Raw genomic sequence first — 16,658 nt, forward strand, 5'->3', positions numbered from 1 at the left:
CCGGGCTGCCTACAATGCCGCCCCCTCGCACGCCCGGCAGTTGCATGAACATCGTCGTCAGAGAAGACCTCAAGGCCTACATCGATCCATTGACCCCCGACGAGCACGCGGCGCTGGAGCGCAGCCTGTTGGAAGAGGGCTGCCGCGATGCCCTGGTGCTGTGGGGGGACATCCTGGTCGATGGCCACAACCGCTACGGGATCTGTCAGAAGCACGGCGTGCCGTTCAATACCGTGCAGAACACGCGCTTCACCTCGATCGAGGACGTCCACCTGTGGATGATCGACCAGCACCTGGGCCGGCGCAGCGTGTCCGACTTCCAGCGCGGCGTGCTGGCGCTGCGTCGGCGCGACATCCTGCTCGAGCGCACGCGCCAGGTGCCGGCCGAGGCGCCCGCGGCCGAAGCCGCCGATGACGGCAACCCGCCCTGGGATACCTCGGCGCCGTCCACCACACCGGTGGCTTCGGCCGCGCTGCCCACCCGCGAGGAGCTGGCCAAGGCCGCCAAGCTCAGCAACAGCCAGGTCGCGGCGATCGAGAAGATCCAGAAGCAGGCCGCGCCGGAAGTCATCGCCGCCGTGCGTGCCGGCGAACTGTCGATCAACACCGCCGCGGTGGTCGCCACGCTGCCGGCCGAGGAGCAGCAGGCCGCCGCGCAGGGCGGGGTGGCCGAGCTGAAGGAAGCCGCCAAGCGCGTGCGCGAATCCAAGCGCCGGGCCAAGCCCGAGCGTGCTGCCGAGACCTCAGCCGAAGCGGCCACCCCGGCCGAGGAAAGCCTGCCGCAGCTGCGCCTGCGCCTGGACCAGCTGCAGCAGGAAGTGACCCGCCTGAAGGCGCGCATCGCCGAGATGGAAGCGGCAGAAAAGCCGGCCTGGTAAGCCGGTGCGCCGGACGACGGCCGGCGATCAGGCGTACTGCATCTTGCGCGTCATGCCGCCATCGACCAGGAACTCCTGTCCAGTGACGAAGCCGGACAGCGTCGGCGCCAACAGCTGGACGGCCAGCGTGGCGATGTCCTCCGGGGTCCCGACGCGCCCGACCGGGTGCTGGGCGTGGTCGGCCTTGGACAGTTTGGGCTGACGCCGACGCTGCGGCGCGCGCCAGGCGTCGGTGGCGATCCAGCCTGGACTGATGCAGTTGACCCGCACCTGCGGGCCCTCGCTCACTGCCAGCGCGTGGGTGAAGGCGACCAGTCCGCCTTTGGCGGCGGCGTAGGCCTCGCTGTGCGGCTCGGACTGCGTTGCGCGGGTGGAAGCGATGTTGACGATGGCGCCCTGGTCCTGGCGCAACGCCGGCAGCGCGTGCTTGCTGCACAGGAAGGCGCCATGCAGGCTGGCCAGGCGCTGGTTCCATTCGCCCGCATCCATTGTGTCCAGCGGCGGCACGTGCGGGTCCGGCGGGCCGGCGTTGTTGACCAGCCCATGCAGCTGGCCGAAGTGCTTGAGCGCTGCGGCGACGAAGGCGGCCACGCTGCGCTCGCTGGCCGCGTCCAGGCGGCGGAAGAACGCGTCCCCACCGCGCCCCCATTCGTCCAGGCAGGCCTGGCCGGCCTCGGCGTCCAGATCGCCGATGGCGACCCGACCGCCGGCGCCCAGCACCGCCTGGGCGATGCCACGGCCGATGCCCTGCGCGCCGCCGGTGATCATCACCACGCGTCCGGCCAGCGGGGCAGGGTTCCAGGGCGTGATCGGCGGTGTCAGCGACATTTATGCGGTCCTGTGTGGAAAGTCCCAGTGTCGCCACGCACGCATGCACGGCGCGTGCAGCGCGGCGTGGACCGATCAGGACTCCAGCAGGCGCCGCCAGCCCTCCACGCCCAATGCGTCGAGCGTGGCGATATTGCGGTCCACGATGACGTCCGGATCGGGATAGGCCGCCACCGCGCGCTCCACACTGTCCTCGCGTAACAGATGCAGCGTGGGCCAGGGCGAACGATTGGTGTAGTTGGACACATCGTCGGGCGCGGCCCCGGCGAACTGATAGCCGGGGTGGAAACTGGCCACCTGCAGGATGCCGTGCAGGTCCAGCTGCTCGACCGCCATGTCGGCGTTGTCCAGGAAGTCGTTGTAGTCCAGGAAGTCTTCCAACACCTGCGGATGCACGATCAGGGTGGTGTCGAGGACCTCGGCCGGCGTATCGCGCAGCAGCACCAGCTCTTCCATCAACTGCTCCAGCAGTGCCTCGGGCGTGGTCGCGTCGCTGAGCACCATTCGCACCTGCTGCTTGACGTAGACCGCCTTGGCGAAGGGGCACAGGTTCAGGCCGATCACCGCTTTCTCCAGCCAGTGGCGGGTATCGGCGATGGGGTCGTGCAGGGGGGTGTTGTCGACGTCGAGGGGCTGCATCAGGAAATCCTAGGGCACGTGCAGCCGATTGTAGGAGGTGTCCAGCCACGCCGGCTTTTCCGCGTACATCTCGCGAACCAGTTGTTTGAGCAGATTGATCAGCGCCTCGTCCTCGTTGTGACGGTAGCTCATGATGATCGGCGAGGTGGCGTGCTCGTCATCGACCAGGCGGTAGTGCAGGTCGGCGCGCAGGAAGCGGGCGGCCGCCGGGATCATGCAGACCCCTGTCTCGGCGGCGACCAGGCCCATCGCGGTCTGCAGTTCGCGGACTTCCTGGACCTCGGCCGGCCGCACCCCGTGATCGCGCAGCAAGGACAGCACCTGGTCGGCAAAGCTCGGCCTGGGCGCGCTGGGATAGACGATCAGGGTCTGGCCTTTCAGCGCGGCCGGTGCCAGCGGTGTGTCCTCGGCCGCCAATGCGAACGCGGGCGGGATGGCGACCACCAGGCGCTCCTCGCGCAGGACCAAGCGCTCGACGCTGGTGTCGGCGGTGCGGATGCGGCCAAAGCCGATGTCGATGCGTCCGCTCTTGAGGCCCTCGGCCTGCTGCAGGGACATCATCTCGACCATGCGGATCTCGGTGTCCGGCAGGGCCTGGCGCAGGCGTCGGATCACCGTGGGCAATCCGCCGTACCAGGTGGACGCCACGAAGCCGATGTTGAGCACCCGCCGCTCGCCATGACCCACGCGGCGTGCGGCGTCCTTCATCTGCTCCACGCGGCCCAGGATCTGCTGGGCTTCCTCGTAGAACAGGCGCCCGGCGTCGGTCAGGCGGATGGGCCGGCTGCTCCGCACCAGCAGCTGCACGCCAAGCTCTTCCTCCATTTGCTGGATCTGCCGGCTGAGCGGCGGTTGGGCGATATGCAGGTGCTCGGCCGCGCGCGTGAAATTGCGCTCGCGGGCGACGGTGACGAAGTACTTGAGCTGCCGGAGATCCATGCCTTCGACCAAAGTCTAGGTTATGCCTTGAGGGCCATGTTGCGCCGCATTAAATCGAGTATCTGCGGCGAATTCGGCTAGATCATACCTAATAGGTATTTTGAAAGACCGAGATCGTCTTGGACGTAAGCGGGAGCGCGTCACAAGAATCGATCCCATGGAACGTGCCCTCACCCCCGTGCCCCCCGCCGCGCCCATCATCGAGCGCGTCGAGACCTTCCTGTTGGACCTGCCGACGATCCGGCCGCACAAGCTGTCGATGGCCACCATGCAGGGCCAGACCCTGATGATCGTGCGCCTGCACTGCTCGGACGGGATGGTCGGTATCGGCGAGGGCACCACCATCGCCGGCCTGGCCTACGGCCCGGAAAGCCCGGAAGGCATGAAGCTGGCCATCGACACCTACTTGGCGCCGGTGCTGGTCGGCAGCGATGCCACTCGCGCCCAGGCGCTCATGGCGCGGCTGGGCAAGCTGGTCAAGGGCAACCACTTCGCCAAGTGCGCGGTGGAGACCGCCTTGCTGGACGCGCAGGGCAAGCGCTGCGGCCTGCCGGTGTCCGAACTGCTCGGCGGCCGCGTGCGTGATCGCCTGGGCGTGGCCTGGACCCTGGCTTCGGGCGAGACGGCCAAGGACATCGCCGAGGCCGAGCAGATGCTCGATGCCCGCCGACACAACGTGTTCAAGCTCAAGATCGGGCGCAAGTCGGTGGCCGAAGACGTGGCGCATGTCGCCGCGATCAAGCGCGCCCTCGGCGACCGCGCCGCGGTGCGCGTGGACATCAACATGGCCTGGAGCGAGCCCGATGCGGTGCGCGGCCTGCCGGCGCTGGCCGATGCCGGCTGCGAACTGGCCGAACAGCCGGTGGCCTCGGCCGCGTCGCTGACCCGGTTGATGCGGCGCTTTCCGATCGCGCTGATGGCCGACGAGGTGCTGACCGGTCCGGACAGCGCCTTCGCCCTGGCCCAGATGGCCGGCGCGGACGTGTTCGCGGTCAAGATCGAGCAGTCCGGCGGTCTGATCGCCGGGCAGAAGGTCGCCGCCATCGCCGATGCCGCGGGCATTGGCCTGTATGGCGGGACCATGCTCGAAGGCGCGGTCGGCACGATCGCCTCGGCGCACGTGTTCGCCACCTTCCCCAACCTGCAGTGGGGCACCGAGCTGTTCGGCCCGCTGCTGATCACCGAAGAGATCCTCGCCACCCCACTGGCCTACCGCGACTTCCATCTGGAAGTGCCGACCGGGCCCGGGCTGGGTATCGCGTTGGACGAGGACCGCGTGGCCGCGTTTCGTCGCGACGGGGCCCGCGTGCAGGTCGCCGTTTCCTCCGCTTCGCACTCAGGAGTCTGACCATGCTGTTCCACATCCGCATGGATGTCCGCTTGCCGCAGGACATGCCGGCCGAGCAGGCCGCCACCCTCAAGGCCACCGAGAAGGCGCGCTTCCAGACGCTGCAGTCCAGCGGCAAGTGGCGACACATCTGGCGCATCGTCGGCCAGTACTCGAACGTGTCGGTCTTCGACGTGGACAGCCCGACCGAACTGCACGACCTGCTGCTGTCGCTGCCCCTGTTTCCGTACATGGACATCGAAGTGATGCCCCTGTGCCGGCACCCGTCCTCGCTGCACGAGGACGACCGCTAAGCCCGATCCGCAACATCCGATGCGCTCCTGGGGAGGGAACGCGTCCAGGCCGCAATCGCTACCAAGAGGAGCAACCGCATGAGCGTCACCATCTTCGCCAAACCCGATACGCAGGCTTTCCTGCGCACCATCAGCAACCTGGACGCGAGCGAGGGCGACGCGCGCACCAAGCAGGTCGTGCACCGCCTGATGTCCGACCTGTTCAAGGCCATCGAAGACCTGGATCTGACTCCCGACGAGATCTGGACCGGCATCAACTACCTCAACAAGCTCGGCCAGGACAGCGAGGCCGCGCTGCTGGCCGCCGGCCTGGGCCTGGAGCACTACATCGACATGCGCCTGGACGAGGAAGACCGCATCGCCGGCATCACCGGCGGCACCCCGCGCACGATCGAAGGCCCGCTGTACGTGGCCGGCGCGCCGGTAAGCGAGCGCCGCGCGCGCATCGACCAGGATGCCGATCCTGACGCCGGACCGCTGCGCATCCACGGCACCGTGACCGGCCCGGACGGCAAGCCTGCTGCCGGTGCGCTGGTGGAGTGCTGGCATGCCAACTCCAAGGGGTTCTATTCCCACTTCGATCCCACCGGCTCGCAGAGCGAATTCAACCTGCGTGGGGCGGTGCGCACAGGTGACGATGGCACCTACGAGTTCCTGACCAAGATGCCGGTCGGTTATGGCTGTCCGCCGCAGGGCGCCACCCAGCAGCTGCTGGACAAGATGGGGCGTCACGGCAACCGCCCGGCGCACGTGCACTTCTTCGTGACCACCGACCGCTATCGCAAGCTCACCACCCAGTTCAACATCGAGGGCGACCCGCTGCTGTGGGACGACTTCGCCTTCGCTACCCGCGATGGCCTGGTGCCGCCAGTGGTCGATGCGACCGGTGGGCAGGCGCTGGGCTTTGCCGAAGACGCCTACAAGGACATCACCTTCGACTTTGAGCTGACCTTGAAGGTGCAGGGGGAAGACAACCAGCTGGTCGAGCGTCTGCGCGCGGCCGCCTGATCCCACTCGCCACCGGCGTGGCCTGGCTAGTTAGGGGCAACGCCGGTGGCCAAACGCCATTGCATCAACACACCGCGCGCCCTCTGGCGCCGTCCGGGAGGGCCATGTCATGTCCGCGATCCTTGAGAACACCCCCACCGATCTGGAGCACCTGCTGGCCAACGCCCTGCAGGACGACCCGCAGGCCGGCGTCTACCGCTGCCGTCGCGAGATCTTCACCGACGCCGAGCTGTTCGAGCTGGAGATGAAGCACCTGTTCGAATCCAACTGGGTGTACCTGGCCCACGAGAGCCAGATCCCCGAGAACAACGACTACTTCACCACCTACATCGGCCGCCAGCCGGTGGTGATCACCCGCGACAAGACCGGTGAGCTGCATGCGGTGATCAACGCCTGCGCGCACCGCGGCGCGATGCTGTGCCGGCGCAAGCACGGCAACAAGGGCAGCTTCACCTGCCCGTTCCACGGCTGGACCTTCAGCAATAGCGGCAAGCTGCTCAAGGTCAAGGACGCCAAGACCACCGAATATCCGCCGCAGTTCGGCGAAGGTGGCTCGCACGACCTCAAGCGCGTGGCGCGCTTCCAGAGCTATCGCGGCTTCCTGTTCGGCAGCCTGTCCGATGCGGTGTTGCCGCTGGAAGAGTTCCTGGGCGAAACCAAAGTCATCATCGACCAGATCGTCGACCAGGCACCCGATGGCCTGGAGGTGCTGCGCGGCAGCTCGTCCTACCTCTACGACGGCAACTGGAAGCTGCAGATGGAGAACGGCTGCGACGGCTACCACGTCAGCTCCGTGCACTGGAACTACTCGGCCACCATGGGCCGGCGCAAGGAGACCGGCACCAAGGCGGTGGACGCCAACGGCTGGAGCAAGAGCGTGGGCGGGGTGTATGGCTTCGAGCACGGCCACATCCTGCTGTGGACCAACTCGCTCAATCCCGAGGTACGCCCGGTATGGGGTCGCCGCGAGGAGATCGCCGCGCGCGTGGGCGCCGAACGTGCCGACTTCATCACCCGGCAGACGCGCAACCTGTGCCTGTATCCCAATGTCTACCTGATGGACCAGTTCTCCACCCAGATCCGGGTCACTCGTCCGATCAGCGTGGACAAGACCGAGGTGACGATCTACTGCTTCGGCATCAAGGGCGAGAGCGCGGCCGACCGCGCCACCCGCATCCGCCAGTACGAGGATTTCTTCAACGTCTCGGGCATGGGCACGGCCGATGACCTGGAGGAATTCCGCGCCTGCCAGCAGGGCTACGCCGGCAGCGCGGCCGAATGGAACGACCTGAGCCGCGGTGCGCCGCTGTGGGTGCAGGGCGCGGACGAGAACGCGCAGAAGATGGGCCTCAAGCCGCTGCTGAGCGGCGGCCGCAGCGAGGACGAAGGCCTGTTCGTGCGCCAGCACGAGTACTGGGCCAGGGCGATGCGCAAGGCGCTCGCACGCGAAGCTGGCGGGGATGCGACGTGAGCCACGACCTGCCCTCGATCGCGGCCTTTCTCTACCGCGAAGCCCGCCTGCTCGACGATCGCCAGTGGGACGACTGGCTGGCGCTCTACGCCACGGACGTCACCTACTGGATGCCGGCCTGGGACGACGACGACTCGATCACCGAGGATCCGCATTCGCAGATCTCGCTGATCTTCTATCCCAGCCGCGACGGCCTGGAAGACCGGGTGTTCCGCATCAAGACCGAGCGTTCCGGTGCCTCCACGCCCGAGCCGCGCACCAGCCATGCGGTCAACAACATCGAGGTGGTGGAAGACCGCGGGGACCAGATCGACCTGCGCTACAACTTCCACACCCTGAGCCACCGCTACAAGACCACCGATCAGTTCTTCGGGACCTGCTTTGTGACCCTGCGCCGCGACGGCGAGGGCTACCTGATCAGCAGCAAGAAGATCGTGCTGAAGAACGACTACATCCGCCAGGTCATCGACGTCTACCACATCTGACCGGCGTGGAAGGAGGACAGCCATGAGCTATCGCATCGCACTGAACTTCGAGGACGGGGTGACCCGCTTCATCGACTGCCATCCCGGCGAGAAGGTGCTGGACGCAGCGTTCCGCGCCAAGGTCAACCTGCCGATGGATTGTTCCGACGGCGTGTGCGGCACGTGCAAGTGCCGCGCCGAGGGCGGCGCCTACGATCTGGGCGAGGATTACATCGACGAAGCGCTGACCGAGGACGAAGCGCAGGCCGGCCTGGTGCTGACTTGCCAGATGGTGCCTTCCAGCGACTGCACGCTGGCCGTGCCGGTGACCTCGGCGGCCTGCAAGACGGGCACGTCCAGCTTCAAGGCCGCGGTGGTGGACGTGGTGCCGCACCAGGACGCCGCACTGGAGCTCAAGCTGGAGGCGCTGGGCGATGCGCCGGCGTTCCTGCCCGGCCAGTACGTCAACATCGCCGTGCCCGGCAGCGGTGGGCAGACGCGCTCGTATTCGTTCAGTTCGCCGCCGGGCTCGGATGCCCCCGCGTTCCTGATCAAGCGCGTGCCGGGTGGGCTGATGAGCGGCTATCTGAACAGCGCCAGTCCGGGACAGGTGCTGGAGCTGACCGGTCCGTTGGGCAGCTTCTACCTGCGCCCGGTCACCCGCCCGGTCTTGATGCTGGCCGGTGGTACCGGCCTGGCGCCGTTCCTGTCCATGCTGGCGCAGCTGGAAGCCAGCGGCTGCGAGCAGCCGGTGTACCTGATGTACGGGGTGACCCGCGGCGCGGACCTGGTCCTGGTCGAGCAGTTGCAGGGGTTCGCGCAACGCCTGGATTTCTTCAGTTTCGACACCTGCGTGGTCGATCCGGCCTCGCGGCACCCGAGGATCGGCTACGTCACCGATCACCTGATGCCCGAAGCACTGCATGACGGGCAAGTCGACGTGTACCTGTGCGGACCGCCGCCGATGGTCGATGCGGTGCGCAACCACTTCACCGATCTCAAGGTCGAGCCGGCCGGCTTCTACTACGAGAAGTTCACCCCCAACGCGCCGGCCAACCGGTCGCAGGACCTGGCCGCGTGAGCCAGCGCTTCGCCAACCAGGTGATGGTGGTCACCGGGGCCGCGCAGGGCATCGGGCGCGCGGTCGCGCTGCGCGCGGCGGCCGAGGGCGCCAGGGTCGTTTTGGTGGACCGGGCGGACTTCGTCGCGGACGTGGCGGCCGAAGCCCAAGGCCCGGCGGCGGCCTTCAACGCCGACCTGGAAACCTACGAGGGTGCGCGCGATGCGATGGCCTTCGCGGTCGAGACCTTTGGCGGCATCGACATCCTCGTCAACAACGTCGGCGGCGCGATCCGCATGCGTCCGTATGCCGAGTTCGAGCCGGCCCAGATCGAGGCGGAAATCCGCCGCTCGCTGATGCCCACCCTCTACAGCTGCCACGCAGTGCTGCCACATCTGCTGGCGCGCGACGGCGGCACCATCGTCAACGTGTCCTCCAACGCCACCCGTGGCATCTACCGGGTGCCGTACTCGGCCGCCAAGGGGGGCATCAACGCGGTGACCCAATCGCTGGCGATGGAGTACGCCGACCGCAATATCCGCGTGGTCGCCACCGCGCCCGGGGGGACGTCGGCGCCGCCACGCCGCGTGCCGCGCAACGCCGCCGGCGACACCGCGCAGGAGCAAGCCTGGATGGCCGAGGTGGTCGAGCAGGTCACCACCTCGAGCTTCCTCAAGCGCTACGGAACCCTCGACGAGCAGGTCGCGCCGATCCTCTTCCTGGCCTCGCGCGAGGCGTCCTACATCACCGGCTCGGTGCTGCCCGTTGCCGGAGGCGACACCGGCTGAACATCCATGGCCAGCCTTCCGGGGCGGCCTTCATCAACCGCAGTGTGTTCCTGGGAGGGAGATCATGCGCAGCATCGATGTCAACGATTTCATCGACAAGGGTCGATTCAGTGGGTTCCAGTGGTCGGTCGTGGTGCTGTGCGCACTGCTGCTGATCGTGGACGGGTATGACGTGTTCGTGGCCGGCACCGTGTTGCCGACCCTGATGCGGGAGTGGGGCCTGAGCAAGCCCGAGGCGGGCATCCTGCAGGCCTGGGCGCTGTTCGGGATGATGTTCGGTGCACTGGTGCTGGGGCCGCTGGCCGACAGGATCGGCCGCAAGCGGGGCATCGCCATCAGCTTCCTGTTGTTCACGGTGGCGACCCTGCTGACCGGCTTCGCCAGCAATCCGGACCAGTTCAAGGCGCTGCGTTTCGTCGCCGGGCTGGGCTGCGGCGGCCTGATGCCCAATGCCGTGGCCCTGATGAACGAGTACGCCCCCAAGCGCATGCGCGGGACCATGGTCGCGCTGATGTTCAGCGGCTACTCGGTGGGCGGCATGGTCGCGGCGATACTCGGGATCTGGCTGATCCCCAGCATGGGTTGGCAGCCCATGTTCTGGGCCGCGGCCGTCCCGCTGCTGGCGCTGCCACTGATCCTGTGGAAGCTGCCCGAGTCGCTGGGCTTCCTCATCCGCCAAGGCCGCCAGCAGGAGGCGCGCGTCATCTTCGCCAGGCTCGACGGCGCCACCGCGCTCGGCGCCCAGGACGAGCTGGTCTTCTCCGAGTCCAAGGGTCCGGCGGCATCGGTGGCCGAGCTGTTCCGCCATGAACGCACCCTGCGCACCCTGATGCTGTGGCTGTCCTTCTTCTGCTGCCTGCTGCTGGTGTACCTGCTGAGCTCCTGGCTGCCCAAGGTCATGCAGGAGGCCGGCTACGCGCAGAAGGCCAGCCTGCTGACGCTGTTCTCGCTGAACTTTGGCGGCATGGCCGGTGCGATCGCGGGCGGCTGGCTGGGGGACCGGTTCGGCCTGCCCAAGGTGGTGGTGGGCTTCTTCGTGGCCGCCGCCCTGTCCATCGCGCTGATCGGCCAGGTGCCGGCGGTGCCGGTGCTGTTCACCCTGGTCTTCGTGGCCGGCGCGACCACGATCGGGACGCAGATCCTGCTGTATGCCAGCGTCGCCCAGCTCTACACGCTCTCGGTGCGTTCCACCGGGCTGGGCTGGGCCTCGGGCGTGGGCCGCATCGGCGCGATCGTGGGACCGACGCTGGGCGGCGTGTTGCTCGCACGCGAGCTGCCGCTGCATCAAAGCTTCATGATCTTCGCCATCCCCGCGGCGGTGTGCGCCCTGGCCATGCTGGTCTTCGCGATCAGCCAGCAACGTGCCGCGGCGCGTCCGATCGGCGTGGTGATCGCGCCGAACGCGCCCTGAGCCATTGCCATGCCGATCCTCTCCCGGCTCTTGCGTGACGCCTCGCTCCCGGCCGTACTGGCCGGGGTGATCGCCACCCTGATCTCCTTCGCCGGGCCGCTGGTGATCGTGTTCCAGGCCGCCTCGGGGCTGCCGCCGGCCCTGCTGGCCTCCTGGGTCTGGGCGATCGCCATCGGCAGTGGCGTGCTGGGCGTGGTGCTGAGCCTGTGCTACCGCGTGCCGGTGGTGGTGGCCTGGTCCATCCCCGGTTCGGTCCTGCTGGTGGGGCTGTTGCCCACCGTCGCGTTTCCCGTGGCGGTGGGCGCCTATCTGGTGGCCAGCGCGGTGGTGCTCCTGGTCGGCCTGTCCGGAATGTTCGACCGGGTCGTGTCGCGACTGCCGCCGCCGATCACCGCCGCCATGCTGGCCGGCCTCCTGTTCGGCTTCAGCAGCAAGCTGTTCGTGGACATGGCCGGCCAGCTGCCGCTGGTGCTGACCATGTTCGCGGCGTTCTTCATCGGGCGCCGGTGGTTTCCCCGCTATGCGGTGGTGGCGGTCCTGGTGGCCGGGGTCGGTGTGGCGATCGCGACCGGCCAGGTGCACGGGCCGATGCCGACGCTCGCATTGACCCGGCCGGTGTGGGTCACCCCGCAGCTGGACTGGCAGGCGGCGGTGAGCATCGGCATCCCGCTGGTCGTGGTGGCGTTGACCGGACAGTTCGTGCCGGGCGTGGCGCTGCTGCGCAACGAGGGCTATACGCGCCCGGGCGCTGGCCCGCTGGTGGCGTGGTCGGCGGCAGGCTCGGCGCTGCTGGCGCCGTTCGGTTGCCATGGACTCAATCTGGCCGCGGTGACCGCGGCGATCTGCACTGGGCCCGAATCCCATCCCAACCCGGCGCGGCGCTACATCGCCGGTGTCGCCGGGGGTGTGGTCTATCTGTTGCTGGGCGCCTGTGCCGGGACGGTGCTGGCGCTGTTCGCGACGCTGCCGAGGGAGCTGATCGCCACCCTGGCGGGCCTGGCGCTGTTTCCCACCATCGTCGGTGCGCTGACCACCGCGGTCGCCGATGCGCGCGATCGCGATGCCGCGCTGGTGACCTTCATCGTCTGTGCGTCGGGCATGTCGCTGTTCGGGCTGGGGGCGGCGTTCTGGAGTCTGTTGTTCGGGATGGGGACCCACGTGCTGCTGCAGTGGCGACGCGGGCGGGTTCCCGCGGCGCCGGTGGTATCGACGTCGCGCTGAGGCATCAGGGGAAACCCACACACCGCTGGATCCGGCGACGCGCCACCGATGCGCTCGCCGGGCCTGCCCATCGAAGTTCCACCGCGTCGCCGCGTTCGGCGGCGCTCCATCCACACATCACCGTTGTTCCTGGGAGGGAAGCATGGATTCATTGACCATGGCCGTGCGGCGCGCATCGCTCGCCTGCGCCATCACGATTGCGTTATCCGCACCTGGCGTGGCCTGGGGCCAGTCGGCAAGCGACCAGGCCCAGGATGCGCGCATCGCGCAGCTGGAGAACGAGGTCCAGGCCCTCAAGCAGATGGTCCAACAGCAGCAGGGGCAGCTGGTCGATGCCCGTCAGCAACTGCAGGCCGCGACAGTCGCCGGCAACACGCCGCTGAAGGGACCTGGCGTGCAGGCCAGTGGCGCGCTCGCGCCCTCGCCGGCGCTGGCCGCAGGCACGCCGCCACGCGCGCCCATCCAGAACACCGCCATCGTGGCCGGTGGCGACAGCCACTTCAGCTTCGGCGGTTTCATCAAGCTGGACATGATGTCCACCTGGACCAGCGACGGCACCATCACCGACAGCACGCCCGGCCGCCTGTTCTATTTTCCGGCCGGGACGCCGGTCGATGCCGGCCCCAGCGACAGCTATACCGACTTCCACGCGCAGTTCTCGCGCATCTGGTTCGGCGTGGACCGGATGACCGACGCCGGCGACAAGCTCAAGGGCTATGTCGAGTTCGACTTCTTCGGCGGCGGCAACAACAACGTGGCCAACGAGAAGTTCTCCAATGGCTATCCGCCTACGCTGCGCCATGCCTACGTGCAGTGGAACCACTGGCTGGCCGGCCAGACCTGGACCAACCTGATGGATCTGGGCTCGTTGCCGGAAACGGTCGATTTCGTGGGCATTGTCGACGGCACGCTGTTCGCGCGCCAAGCGCAGATCCGCTACAGCACCGGCAACTGGTCCTTCTCGCTGGAGAACCCGCAGACCTGGTATCAGGCCGGCAGCCCGGCCCAGGTCAGCAGTGGCGAGAACACCGTGCCGGATGTGACCGCGCGTTGGATGACCAAGGGAGATTGGGGCCACTTCAGCGTGGGCGGCATCGCGCGCGAGTTGCGCACCCGCGACGACCGGGCGACCGGCTTCGGCCTGAGCGTGGCTGGCTCGTTCAAGGTCAGCCCCAGCGACCTGTTCCAGTACACGGTCAGCGGTGGTTCCGGGCTGGGGCGCTATCTGGCCTTCGGCCTGGTGCCCGATGCCTATCTGGATGGCAACGGCTCACTGAAGGCGCAGGACACCTACGCCGGCTTTGCGGCGTGGCGTCACAACTGGACCGGCAACCTGCGCAGCACGCTGGCCTACTCGGCGGCCTACATCGCGGTGGACGAGGCCGCCGTGGGCCAGTCGGCGACCGAGCGCACCCAGTCCTGGCGCGTGAACCTGATCTACTCGCCGTTCCCGCGGTTGGACGTGGGCGCCGAGCTGAGTTGGGGCACGCGCGAACTGGCCAACGATGCCGAGGGCGAGCTGGCGCGTTTGCAGACCACGGTCAAGTACACCTTCTAGCGCGCCGGCCGTGGCCGGCACTGCCCGGTATCTGGACAGTGCCGGCGCGGCGATGACGCGCCGAGGCGGGTTCGCGGGCTTGAGCGATACAGAGGATGGGCCGCATGCGGCCGGACACGCGGGCTCGCGTCATCGCCTCCCGATCGGGCTTAGGAAATGGCAATGACGCAAGACGACTTCCTCTCGCCGCCGCTGTGGCAGGACACGGGATTCACCGGCAGCAGATTCCCGCCGACGTCCGCCAGGACGTGATCGAGCCTGCCACCGGCACGGTGCTGAGCCGGTGGCGCGCGGCCCCTACGCTCAGTCGCGGAAGTTGTCGAACTGCAGCGGCTGTTCGAACTCGGACTGCTTGAGCAGGGCGATGGCGGTCTGCAGGTCGTCGCGCTTCTTGCCGTTGACGCGCAGCTTGTCGCCGTTGATCTGGGTGTCGACCTTGATCTTGGATTCCTTGATCTTGGCGGCGATCTGCTTGGCCAGCTTCTGCTCGATGCCTTGCTTGACGGTGATCTTCTGGCGCGCGCCGGCCAGGTTGGTCTCCACCTCGCCGAACTCCAGGCAGCGCGCATCGATGCCGCGCGCGATCAAGCGCGCGCGCAGGATGTCTTCCATCTGCTTGAGCTGGAAATCGCTGGGCGCGGACTGGTTGATCACGCTGTCCTCCAGCACGAATTTGGCGTCCACGCCCTTGAAGTCGAAACGGTTGGACAGCTCGCGATTGGCCTGATCCACCGCGTTGGTGAGCTCGTGGCTGTTGACCTCGGAAACCACGTCGAAAGAGGGCATGGGCGCACCTGCTGTGAAAATGGGTCGCAAAGGGTAACGCGAAGCTCGCGCCAACGTCCTTGCATGCCTGGCTGCGGGGCATAATCGCCCACCATGGACTCCCACGCTCCGCCATGGCGCGCCGCGGGGCTGATGCTCTGCGCCGTGGCGTTGTTCGCGGTGATGGACGTGGGCCTGAAGCTGCTCGCCGCCCGCCATGCCCCGCTGCAGGTCGCCGCGCTGCGTGGAGCATCCTCGCTGCCCTTGGTGCTGGCCTGGGCGCTGGTCACGGTGGGACCGCGCGCGCTGCTGCGGGTGCGCTGGCCGCTGCACCTGCTGCGGGGCGTGCTGAGCATCGGGATGATGGCCGGCTTCGTCTATGGCGTGGCGCGCATGCCGCTGTCCACCGCCTACGCGCTGACCTTCGCGGCCCCCTTGCTGGTCACCGCGCTGGCCGGCCCGGTTCTGAACGAGCACGTGGGACCGCGGCGCTGGACCGCCATTGTCCTGGGGCTGCTGGGCGTACTGGTGGTGCTGCGGCCGACCGGTGCGGGCCTGTGGACGGCGGCTGGCGCGGCGGTGCTGGGCGCGGCGGCGTGCTATGCGGCCAGTATCCTCACCACCCGCGCGATGGCCCCGCGCGAAAGCAGCCAGGCGATGGTGGTCTGGCTGGTGGCGATGATGGCGGTGTTCGCAGGCGTGCTGGCGTGGGCGGACTGGACGCGGCTGGTACGCGCGGACCTGTGGCCGGTGATCGCCATCGGCATTTCCGGTGCACTGGCGCAGATGGCGCTGACCGAGGCCTTCCGCCATGGCGAGGCGTCGCGCATCGCGCCGCTGGAGTATTCGGCCCTGATTTGGGGCGTGCTGGCCGACCTGCTGCTGTGGCGGCAGCTGCCCGACGCGGTGACCTGGCTAGGCGTGGGCATCATCGTGACCAGTGGCCTGTACCTGCTGCGGCGAGAGCGTCGTGTCGCCGCGGACGGGCAGGTGCACCCGTGAGGCGCGCCACGCCCGCAGTGATGCAGGAGCGTGCCGCGTGCCGTTGCTGATCGTGGCCGTGGTGGTGTTGGTGGTCCTGCTGGCCTGGGTCCTGCTGCTGCCGCTGTGGCTGTACCTGCGGTTCCGCCAGGGCAAGGCCAGGCGCCGCCTGCTGCCCTGGCTGGTGCGGCTCAATGCCTGGTTCGCCCTTGCGTCGACCGTCCTCTACCTGATGGGCATGGCGGTCACCGGGCACTGGTGGCCGGGCGCGCTGACCTATGCGGCGATCGGCCTGGGTGCTGGCCTGTGTACAGGCGGGCTGGGGATTGTCCTGGGCCGCGTGGAGCATACGTCCCAGGGCAGCTTCCACACGCCCAGCCCGTGGCTCGCCGCGGTCCTGGTGCTGCTGGTGCTGGTCCGCCTTGCGGCCGGCGTGGTCGACGCCTGGCGTCGCATCGGCGATCAACAGGCGTTGCCGTGGCTGCCTGCGTTCGACCACACCACGCTGTTCGCGCTGGGTGGCTTGCTGCTGGGACACGGGCTGGCCACGGCCTGGGGCTTGCGCTGGCGATTGCCGCGCGGTCGGCGCGGTGGCGCGCGCTAGATTTCGTCGTCTTCGTCGTTGAGCACTTCGATGGCGCTGCCGGTGACCCGCGCGACGCGCTCGGCCACCTCGCGCACGCGACGGACGCCTTCATCGTTGGGTGCCTCGACCTCGATCACCGAATAACCCGGGGCGGCATCGTCGCTCAGGCCGGCCGAGCTGGAATCCTCGTCGTCCATGTGCGGCATCAGGTCTTCGATTTCCTCGACGTGCTCGATGCCTTCGATGGCTTCCAGCGCGTGGGTCAGTTGCAGGGTGGCGTCCTGGTCGCCGGTCATGCGCAGGCGGACGATGGGCATGGAAATCTCCTGGTCGGAATCAAGGCAGACGATGCTGACCAGCCTCGCGCGAAGGTGTGGTGAGCGCATCGTGTGCACCGCGTGCTTCTGCCGCACCCACGCG

Annotated in this window: 18 protein-coding genes; 13 read left to right on the forward strand and 5 right to left on the reverse strand. The window is 68.1% G+C overall.

Features of this window, described 5'->3' with window-relative positions; all coding sequences use genetic code 11:
• Window positions 1-44 precede the first annotated feature (44 nt).
• Window positions 45-878, forward strand: a complete 834-nt coding sequence (locus PJ250_RS10820; protein ID WP_271644536.1) for a ParB N-terminal domain-containing protein — start codon at window positions 45-47, stop codon at window positions 876-878.
• 27 nt (window positions 879-905) lie between these two features.
• On the opposite strand, the gene PJ250_RS10825 is transcribed toward PJ250_RS10820, so the two are convergent.
• The 3 genes from PJ250_RS10825 to PJ250_RS10835 form a co-directional block, all read right to left on the reverse strand.
• Window positions 906-1,706, reverse strand: a complete 801-nt coding sequence (locus PJ250_RS10825) for an SDR family oxidoreductase (RefSeq protein ID WP_271644537.1) — start codon at window positions 1,704-1,706, stop codon at window positions 906-908.
• Between the two features lie 75 nt (window positions 1,707-1,781).
• Window positions 1,782-2,345, reverse strand: coding sequence for a DUF1415 domain-containing protein (locus tag PJ250_RS10830; protein WP_271644538.1), 564 nt, complete (start codon window positions 2,343-2,345; stop codon window positions 1,782-1,784).
• 9 nt (window positions 2,346-2,354) lie between these two features.
• Complete coding sequence (locus PJ250_RS10835; protein WP_271644539.1) at window positions 2,355-3,284, reverse strand: LysR family transcriptional regulator; 930 nt, start codon at window positions 3,282-3,284, stop codon at window positions 2,355-2,357.
• 157 nt (window positions 3,285-3,441) lie between these two features.
• On the opposite strand from PJ250_RS10835, the gene PJ250_RS10840 reads away from it, so the two are divergent.
• From PJ250_RS10840 to PJ250_RS10885, 10 genes are all read left to right on the forward strand, one after another.
• Entirely contained in the window at window positions 3,442-4,632 is a 1,191-nt protein-coding gene (locus PJ250_RS10840; RefSeq protein ID WP_271644540.1) for a muconate/chloromuconate family cycloisomerase, read from the forward strand.
• Between the two features lie 2 nt (window positions 4,633-4,634).
• Window positions 4,635-4,925 carry a muconolactone Delta-isomerase gene (gene catC / locus PJ250_RS10845; RefSeq protein ID WP_271644541.1) on the forward strand — a complete coding sequence of 97 codons (291 nt, stop codon included), beginning with the start codon at window positions 4,635-4,637 and terminating at the stop codon, window positions 4,923-4,925.
• A 78-nt stretch (window positions 4,926-5,003) separates the two neighbouring features.
• Entirely contained in the window at window positions 5,004-5,933 is a 930-nt protein-coding gene (catA, locus tag PJ250_RS10850) for a catechol 1,2-dioxygenase (protein WP_271644542.1), read from the forward strand.
• A 109-nt stretch (window positions 5,934-6,042) separates the two neighbouring features.
• On the forward strand, window positions 6,043-7,404 hold the full coding sequence (locus PJ250_RS10855; RefSeq protein WP_271644543.1) for a Rieske 2Fe-2S domain-containing protein: 1,362 nt from the start codon (window positions 6,043-6,045) through the stop codon (window positions 7,402-7,404).
• Window positions 7,401-7,889: a benzoate 1,2-dioxygenase small subunit gene (gene benB / locus PJ250_RS10860; protein WP_271644544.1), complete on the forward strand. Its 489-nt coding sequence runs from the start codon at window positions 7,401-7,403 to the stop codon at window positions 7,887-7,889. The genes PJ250_RS10855 and benB overlap by 4 nt, the downstream gene beginning before the upstream one ends.
• A gap of 22 nt (window positions 7,890-7,911) precedes the next feature.
• Window positions 7,912-8,949: a benzoate 1,2-dioxygenase electron transfer component BenC gene (gene benC, locus PJ250_RS10865; RefSeq protein WP_271644545.1), complete on the forward strand. Its 1,038-nt coding sequence runs from the start codon at window positions 7,912-7,914 to the stop codon at window positions 8,947-8,949.
• A complete protein-coding gene (gene benD / locus PJ250_RS10870) occupies window positions 8,946-9,716 on the forward strand; it encodes a benzoate diol dehydrogenase BenD (protein WP_271644546.1) in 771 nt (256 codons plus the stop codon). Before benC ends, benD begins: the two co-directional genes overlap by 4 nt.
• 64 nt (window positions 9,717-9,780) lie before the next feature.
• Window positions 9,781-11,127 carry an MFS transporter gene (locus PJ250_RS10875; protein ID WP_271644547.1) on the forward strand — a complete coding sequence of 449 codons (1,347 nt, stop codon included), beginning with the start codon at window positions 9,781-9,783 and terminating at the stop codon, window positions 11,125-11,127.
• Between the two features lie 9 nt (window positions 11,128-11,136).
• Window positions 11,137-12,348 (forward strand): benzoate/H(+) symporter BenE family transporter, encoded by a 1,212-nt coding sequence (locus PJ250_RS10880; protein WP_271644549.1) that lies wholly within the window; start codon window positions 11,137-11,139, stop codon window positions 12,346-12,348.
• Window positions 12,349-12,490: 142 nt separating this feature from the next.
• Window positions 12,491-13,906, forward strand: a complete 1,416-nt coding sequence (locus PJ250_RS10885; RefSeq protein ID WP_271644550.1) for a DcaP family trimeric outer membrane transporter — start codon at window positions 12,491-12,493, stop codon at window positions 13,904-13,906.
• Window positions 13,907-14,209: 303 nt separating this feature from the next.
• On the opposite strand, the gene PJ250_RS10890 is transcribed toward PJ250_RS10885, so the two are convergent.
• On the reverse strand, window positions 14,210-14,692 hold the full coding sequence (locus PJ250_RS10890) for a YajQ family cyclic di-GMP-binding protein (RefSeq protein ID WP_271644551.1): 483 nt from the start codon (window positions 14,690-14,692) through the stop codon (window positions 14,210-14,212).
• 93 nt (window positions 14,693-14,785) lie between these two features.
• Between PJ250_RS10890 and PJ250_RS10895 the strand changes: the two genes are divergently transcribed.
• Together PJ250_RS10895 and PJ250_RS10900 are read left to right on the forward strand one after the other, a co-directional pair.
• Window positions 14,786-15,673 carry a DMT family transporter gene (locus PJ250_RS10895; RefSeq protein WP_271644552.1) on the forward strand — a complete coding sequence of 296 codons (888 nt, stop codon included), beginning with the start codon at window positions 14,786-14,788 and terminating at the stop codon, window positions 15,671-15,673.
• Window positions 15,674-15,710: 37 nt separating this feature from the next.
• Window positions 15,711-16,256 (forward strand): DUF1453 domain-containing protein, encoded by a 546-nt coding sequence (locus PJ250_RS10900; protein ID WP_271644553.1) that lies wholly within the window; start codon window positions 15,711-15,713, stop codon window positions 16,254-16,256.
• Here PJ250_RS10900 and PJ250_RS10905 read toward each other — a convergent pair.
• On the reverse strand, window positions 16,253-16,555 hold the full coding sequence (locus PJ250_RS10905) for a hypothetical protein (protein ID WP_271644554.1): 303 nt from the start codon (window positions 16,553-16,555) through the stop codon (window positions 16,253-16,255). The genes PJ250_RS10900 and PJ250_RS10905 overlap by 4 nt on opposite strands.
• Window positions 16,556-16,658 lie beyond the last annotated feature (103 nt).

Origin of the sequence: Pseudoxanthomonas sp. JBR18 (assembly GCF_028198165.1) — a bacterium.
In the GTDB taxonomy this organism is placed as follows: Bacteria; Pseudomonadota; Gammaproteobacteria; order Xanthomonadales; family Xanthomonadaceae; genus Pseudoxanthomonas_A.

Coding starts and splice junctions, on each gene's coding strand:
- PJ250_RS10820 (WP_271644536.1), top strand. CDS start 45: ATGAACATCGTCGTCAGAGAAGACCTCAAGGCCTACATCGATCCATTG.
- PJ250_RS10825 (WP_271644537.1), bottom strand. CDS start 1,706: ATGTCGCTGACACCGCCGATCACGCCCTGGAACCCTGCCCCGCTGGCC.
- PJ250_RS10830 (WP_271644538.1), bottom strand. CDS start 2,345: ATGCAGCCCCTCGACGTCGACAACACCCCCCTGCACGACCCCATCGCC.
- PJ250_RS10835 (WP_271644539.1), bottom strand. CDS start 3,284: ATGGATCTCCGGCAGCTCAAGTACTTCGTCACCGTCGCCCGCGAGCGC.
- PJ250_RS10840 (WP_271644540.1), top strand. CDS start 3,442: ATGGAACGTGCCCTCACCCCCGTGCCCCCCGCCGCGCCCATCATCGAG.
- catC (WP_271644541.1), top strand. CDS start 4,635: ATGCTGTTCCACATCCGCATGGATGTCCGCTTGCCGCAGGACATGCCG.
- catA (WP_271644542.1), top strand. CDS start 5,004: ATGAGCGTCACCATCTTCGCCAAACCCGATACGCAGGCTTTCCTGCGC.
- PJ250_RS10855 (WP_271644543.1), top strand. CDS start 6,043: ATGTCCGCGATCCTTGAGAACACCCCCACCGATCTGGAGCACCTGCTG.
- benC (WP_271644545.1), top strand. CDS start 7,912: ATGAGCTATCGCATCGCACTGAACTTCGAGGACGGGGTGACCCGCTTC.
- PJ250_RS10875 (WP_271644547.1), top strand. CDS start 9,781: ATGCGCAGCATCGATGTCAACGATTTCATCGACAAGGGTCGATTCAGT.
- PJ250_RS10880 (WP_271644549.1), top strand. CDS start 11,137: ATGCCGATCCTCTCCCGGCTCTTGCGTGACGCCTCGCTCCCGGCCGTA.
- PJ250_RS10885 (WP_271644550.1), top strand. CDS start 12,491: ATGGATTCATTGACCATGGCCGTGCGGCGCGCATCGCTCGCCTGCGCC.
- PJ250_RS10890 (WP_271644551.1), bottom strand. CDS start 14,692: ATGCCCTCTTTCGACGTGGTTTCCGAGGTCAACAGCCACGAGCTCACC.
- PJ250_RS10895 (WP_271644552.1), top strand. CDS start 14,786: ATGGACTCCCACGCTCCGCCATGGCGCGCCGCGGGGCTGATGCTCTGC.
- PJ250_RS10905 (WP_271644554.1), bottom strand. CDS start 16,555: ATGCCCATCGTCCGCCTGCGCATGACCGGCGACCAGGACGCCACCCTG.